Raw genomic sequence first — 1,635 nt, 5'->3', positions numbered from 1 at the left:
GATGTTTCAATCCAATTATTCATATTTTTCTCAGCGATTAATGGTTTGCAGCGTTCCGCCTTATTCAGTCGGTAGTGCTGTTTGTTATAAACTCTTTTTTCTTTATTCTTTTGCCGTTACATGTAAAGCCATAAGTAAAAGCTGCATCTATGGCTTGTTTTGCACTCTCAAGAATATAATGATACAAATTATCATATTTACTAAAGCATGGAGAAAGAATGTAGAAGTTTTTAATATTTAAAGGAATATAAATCCCCGTCATATCGGATATTCCATAGCGTGCTTCCTCCAAATTTGGTACTGGTATGGAAATAGATATTTCAAACTCTTTATTAGATGGGAAACGTTTTGCCCGTTTGAAAATCCCAATCCCCCCATTAGTATTTCGAAGATTTATCTGTATGAGAAGTTTCCAATCTCCCAAATCATCTAAGTTGATTTGGTTATTGTAATCTTCCATATAACCATTCAACTCTCGGTAAATTGAGCGCAGTAAGTCCAATTCTCCAAGTTCGGGGATTTCACTACTTATTAAAACTGCATATTGATTATTCATACATTCATCCTTATATCCAGAGTTTATAATGTTAGGTGGATAATCGGCTGTTGGTAGATTAATCCGTTTGTTAGTCGCTCTATTGTTTCCAGAATTTTTCAAGTTCATCATACTCTCCAAACCAATACTGAAAAGCTATCTTATCAATGCCGTTTTTGCCTCTCCAAAAATCCACTGGGTAATTCCAATCAGAACTTCGGCTGCTTCTTGGAGTACATCCTTCATTAAACTCATAAAAGGAACCTCTATATTTTTCAGTGTGGAGAATACTAAGGTATCCCATTATTTCCAACAGACGTTGTAAAGCTAATTCTGCAAACTTAACACTTATACGCTTTTCCTCTTTCTTCCAATGCTTGAAAAATTCTTTTTTCTTCAACAATTTGTACACATAACGAATCCCGTCTGATTCCTGCACGGATGTGATAGTCTCAAAGATTTCTTTAAGAATACTCAGCCCTTCCTTTTGTTGTTTGGGATCATACAGGAAATTCACACTTTCCCTATTCTCTTGCTGTAAGCATTGTACCATGTGAAAAACATCAGATTCATTCACCCCATATTTGGGATTGAATGGATATTTTTCAATATCTTTCTCAAAGGAAGACGAACAAATATAACAAGAGTTTATTGTAGGTTCATCCATAATTTCTCTTTGTTGTTCTACGGTCATATTCTCAAAGGAGAGGTATTTTCTTTCTAAGAATAGTTTTTTATTTTCTTTTATCCACAACCTCTCGTCTTTGTAAAAATCACCTGTTTTAGGAATGTCGTATATTGAATATGAATGAACATAATATGTTTTCATTTTCGACAAAACTTGAAGCCCAAAATGAATCCGACCTATTGGCAAGGTTTGTATGAATAGCTCAGTAAGCTGCTTCTTGTCAGAAGAAGTGTACTCTTTCAACAATAGTTCTATGGCTTCGTTATGTGTCATTTTTATTATTATTTTTAAGTGGCTAATGTTTGGCGGACAATCAATCTTTCAGAGAGATTTATCTGCTTGTTATAAACCTATTTGAAATTTGTCAGTATATCATTCTTTTTATTGGAAGACAACATTTCCAATAAATGAT

2 protein-coding genes are annotated in these 1,635 nt (G+C 33.8%); both read right to left on the bottom strand.

Annotation, left to right across the window (positions count from 1 at the left end; all coding sequences use genetic code 11):
• Nucleotides 1-64 precede the first annotated feature (64 nt).
• Nucleotides 65-556, bottom strand: coding sequence for an Imm9 family immunity protein (gene imm9, locus DWW52_RS20830; protein ID WP_004295321.1), 492 nt, complete (start codon nucleotides 554-556; stop codon nucleotides 65-67).
• 79 nt (nucleotides 557-635) lie between these two features.
• Nucleotides 636-1,496 (bottom strand): hypothetical protein, encoded by an 861-nt coding sequence (locus DWW52_RS20825; RefSeq protein ID WP_009040061.1) that lies wholly within the window; start codon nucleotides 1,494-1,496, stop codon nucleotides 636-638.
• Nucleotides 1,497-1,635 lie beyond the last annotated feature (139 nt).

It is taken from the genome of Odoribacter sp. AF15-53, from assembly GCF_003479425.1.
Taxonomy (GTDB): Bacteria; Bacteroidota; Bacteroidia; order Bacteroidales; family Marinifilaceae; genus Butyricimonas.
This window is presented reverse-complemented; position numbering and strand designations above follow the sequence as displayed.